This window comes from Bartonella sp. AA97HXZ, assembly GCF_042196985.1.
In the GTDB taxonomy this organism is placed as follows: domain Bacteria; phylum Pseudomonadota; class Alphaproteobacteria; order Rhizobiales; family Rhizobiaceae; genus Bartonella.
In genome coordinates this window covers 1-4,061 of sequence record NZ_JBHIRC010000042.1, presented here as the reverse complement: position 1 = coordinate 4,061, position 4,061 = coordinate 1, and the positions used below count along the sequence as shown (strand labels likewise).

General features: G+C 34.8%; 3 protein-coding genes and 1 pseudogene. 2 read left to right on the top strand and 2 right to left on the bottom strand.

Annotation, left to right across the window (positions count from 1 at the left end; translation table 11 throughout):
• Positions 1 to 21: 21 nt before the first annotated feature.
• Entirely contained in the window at positions 22 to 234 is a 213-nt protein-coding gene (locus ACFINE_RS09255; RefSeq protein ID WP_375616725.1) for a hypothetical protein, read from the top strand.
• Positions 235 to 500: 266 nt separating this feature from the next.
• Positions 501 to 2,573, top strand: a complete 2,073-nt coding sequence (locus ACFINE_RS09250) for a hypothetical protein (protein WP_375621832.1) — start codon at positions 501 to 503, stop codon at positions 2,571 to 2,573.
• A gap of 46 nt (positions 2,574 to 2,619) precedes the next feature.
• Here ACFINE_RS09250 and ACFINE_RS09245 read toward each other — a convergent pair whose 3' ends face one another.
• Together ACFINE_RS09245 and ACFINE_RS09240 are read right to left on the bottom strand one after the other, a co-directional pair.
• Entirely contained in the window at positions 2,620 to 3,777 is a 1,158-nt protein-coding gene (locus tag ACFINE_RS09245) for a tyrosine-type recombinase/integrase (protein WP_375621831.1), read from the bottom strand.
• 194 nt (positions 3,778 to 3,971) lie between these two features.
• A pseudogene (locus ACFINE_RS09240) lies at positions 3,972 to 4,061 on the bottom strand (filamentous hemagglutinin); the annotation flags it as partial.

The window sequence follows — 4,061 nt, the reverse complement described above, 5'->3', positions numbered from 1 at the left end:
AACGCTTGTGTGGGTGGAAACATGGCTAGAAAAAAAACACAAGACGATACAGAGCTTACAGAAGCAGAAAAAGAAATCCTTCAAGAAATCATCATGACCTACAAAAGTATAAAAGTGATGTCGCGTTATACGAAATGGATTGTACTCATTATACTCTTATTAGCGCTTGATTTTTCACGTATTATGGATGCATTAGTAAGTATTTTTACACAAAAACCAAATATCCGACTCTAAACATACTCTGAGACGCGCGAAATTCTTTAGAAAATGGTTTCTTAATTTTGCTCGTCTCATGGAGCCGATAGAGAATGTCTTTGCACATTTAAAACAGTGGATTTCAAAGAATTAATCTTTGAATTAATTGTTTCATGAATTTAAAGCTTCTAATAAACTGTATTTGATATGAACAGCTTCGAAATTTTAATCCTTTAAGGATGAAGAGGAAGTCAAATCTTTGTAAAACGACACAATTGATTGTCTTTTATAGATTAGAGTGGATAATGAGAACAAATTTAAGTGGCCGCGTAAGAAATACATCTTTACCAGAAAATCATGCTCTACTGCCTCTTTTTGAAGCAGTTGTAAATTCTATTCATTCCATTGAAGAAATAGGAAATGATTTTTCCTCACGCTACATTATAGTTTCAGTCATAAGATCGAAGCAAGCTTCACTACCACTTGACAAAGATACAGAAAAACTAAACGAGACAGAAATTGTAGGTTTTAAAGTGATCGACAATGGTACAGGCTTTAATGATCATAATTTTCAATCATTTAAAACTTTAGACTCAGATTATAAAAGAGATAAAGGTTGCCATGGTATAGGACGACTTTTATGGCTTAAAGCTTTTGATAATATAAAAATCAGGAGTATTTATGAAACAGATAGAGGATTAAAAGGGCGCACATTTTTATTTGATGCTGCTGCAGGTATAAAAGAATTAGATGAATTTCAAGATAATTGTACGAAGAGAGAAACTATTGTTGAGTTAACAGGTCTAAACCAAAAATATAAAAATCATATTCCTAAAAAACTACAATCTATCGCAAAAGCACTCTTAGAACATTGTCTCTGGTATTTTGCAAGAACTGGTGGTTGCCCTTTCATAACTATTGAAGATGACACAGAAAAGATATTATTAAATGATCTATATGAACAATGCGTGCATGGAGCCGTTTTAAATGAAAAAATAAAAATAGAAAATTATAATTTTTCTATTATGCATATTAAATTTAGATCCTTACCTTTAGAAAATCAGGCTTTATGTTTTTGTGCAGGCAATAGAGCTATTACAAAAGAAAAGTTATCTGAGAAAATTCCGGGTATGCAATCAAAACTGCAAGATGATATAGGTGAATTTATCTACTCTTGTTATGTAAGCTCTCTTTTTTTAGATGAAAGAGTACGTTCTGAAAGAATAGGCTTTGATATTGAAGAAAATGTTGAAGATAAACAAGAAGATTTATTTAAAAGAAAAAAAATATCATTTCCGATAATACGACAAGCCATTTATGAAAGCATTCAAAAATATTTAGCTGTAGAATTGAAGCAAAACATTCAAAACAGTAAGGAGATAGTTGAAAAGTTCACACATAAAGTACCACGCTATCGTCCACTCCTAAACTATTTAACAGACAATGACTATATGATTTCACCTAAAATAAATGATAAAAAATTGGAACTACATTTGCATGAATGTCTTGCTAGAGTAGAAAATGAAATTTTAGAAGAAGGTTATAATGTTTTAGCAGTTCAACAAGGAGAAAATACAGATAGTTATGCAGCAAGAATTAATAAATATGTAAATGCTGTATGTGATCTTAAAAAGTCCGATTTGGCAAATTACTTATTCCATAGAAAAACTATCATAGAACTTTTGAAGGAATCTTTAAATTCTCTTTATGACGGTGGTAAAGAATATATTAAAGAAGACGTTATTCATCAACTCATAGTACCCATGAAGTGTGATTCTAATTCTGTAGCTATGGATAATTGTAACTTGTGGTTGATAGACGAAAAATTAGTATTTCATGATTATTTAGCTTCTGATTTATCATTAAAAAAAATGTCTATTACCGGCTCTATGGAAAAGGAAAGACCCGATATATGTAGTTTAGAATTATGTAATAATTCTATTTATTGGAATCCTTTATTAGTATCAGATAGCAAAGAGGGTTTAGAATCTCCTACTTTGGCATCTCTTACTATAGTAGAAATTAAGCGTCCCATGAGAGATGACGCGAAAGCTGGTACCGAAACAGATCCTATTTTGCAGGTCATTACTTATCTAGAAAAAATTCGTGCAGGCAAAGTACTTACCCCAAAAGGGCGTCCAATAAATTTGGATGGAAAAGTTCCCGGTTACTGTTATGTCGTCTGTGATCTAACTCCAAAAATAAAAGAGTGCTGCAAACTTTGGGATTTAACAGAATCAGGCGATCATATGGGATATTTTGGATATCATAAGAGTTATGAGTCCTATATAGAGGTTATTTCGTTTAGTAAGCTCATAGCTGATACTGAGAAAAGACATCAACGTTTCTTTAAAGCTTTAGGGTTGCCATTAAGGTAGAATAACAATAATTATATTTATGCTCTAATGGCCTTAGAATATTTTGTCAAACCACTCCCGATATAAAGCTAGCCCACAGCTCTAAAAGAACACGCCGTTGCTCTAAAAAATCCGTTCGCATGTAGGCTTTCGTCACTGAACTCCCAACTGTATGTGCAAGAACAGTTTCGGCAATCTCAAATGGTGTTGACGTTGTCTCTGCTATCCAGTCCCGTAAGCTTGAACGAAAACCATGGGGACGATAGGTTAAGCCGCAAATTGTCATATATTTTGCCATGGTAGCATCAGAAATGGGGTTGCCTCTACGACCAGAAAAGAGAAAACCATTCTTTTCAAAGGGGAGAGTTTTTTCAATAACTCTCAAAGCTTCATCACTTAGTGGCACGCGAAAGTCTGAAACTTTCCCTACAATACCTTTCATGTTTTCTTTTGGTATCGTCCATATATTTTTGTCAATTTGTTCAAGGCGCAAATAGCGCAATGGATATGACCGTGTGCCTGTCAAAATCAATAACTTCAGTGCTAAATTTGAAAGGATCTTATCATCCAAGCTTTGATAAAAAACCGGCACTTCTTGCCATGGCATAGCAGGAATATTTGTTGATGTCGCACGTGGTTTTCCTAAAAGCGCGCGTGCCTTCATACAAGCCTGTAGATCAACATCTAAACCAAGAGCCGCAGCATATTTCAAACAAATATTGATACGGTTAAGTGCTTTTCGCGCTGTGTCTGCTTTTTCATGCCAAAGGGGTGAGAGAACATTGCGAATAATATTGGCTGTTAATTTTTCTATAGGTAAATTACCTATGTGTGGAATCACGTGCAACTCTAGTGGAGAAAACCAGCGGCCGTTTTTACCTTCATTTTTCAACTCTGCTTTTTTGCTTTCAAAAGCCGCTTTTGCAATTTCTTGAAAAATATTGCTTTGCTGTTTTAAAATAGTCTGTTCTCGAAAGACAATAGGATCATTGCCTTCTTTAAGAATATCACTATAATATCTTGTAAGCTCACGCGCTTCTTTTAAAGAGAGTTTCGTAACAGGACCAAGTCCCATTTCACGGCGCTTATTGTGGTGCGTATAGCGAAAAAACCAAGAGCGTGTATTGTCTTTTCGAACATTCAACCATAGCCCTGCCCCGTCACAATATTTACCCTGCGGAGACGACTTTACGAATGATGCTGACAACCGATGAATCGCCCTCACTTAACGTCCCCTCTCGTCCACCTTTTCAAGCATTGCTCGTCCACCTTTTTTGGTCCACCTTTTAGACCACCTTTATTTTCTGATTTGAGATTTTTTCTTTAATACTTACTTTTTTTATTGAATCATAAAAAGCTATAGACATCAATACGCCCTTACACATCTTTATATACTTTGAATCTTGTTGCTAAGCCCCTGCTTGCCGCGTCTGGGAACACAACAAAATAAAGCGGTTCATTTTTATCCTTCGCATGTTGAATCGCATAAACAGCGGCTTCCTCTGGTGG

Coding starts and splice junctions, on each gene's coding strand:
- ACFINE_RS09255 (WP_375616725.1), top strand. CDS start 22: ATGGCTAGAAAAAAAACACAAGACGATACAGAGCTTACAGAAGCAGAA.
- ACFINE_RS09250 (WP_375621832.1), top strand. CDS start 501: ATGAGAACAAATTTAAGTGGCCGCGTAAGAAATACATCTTTACCAGAA.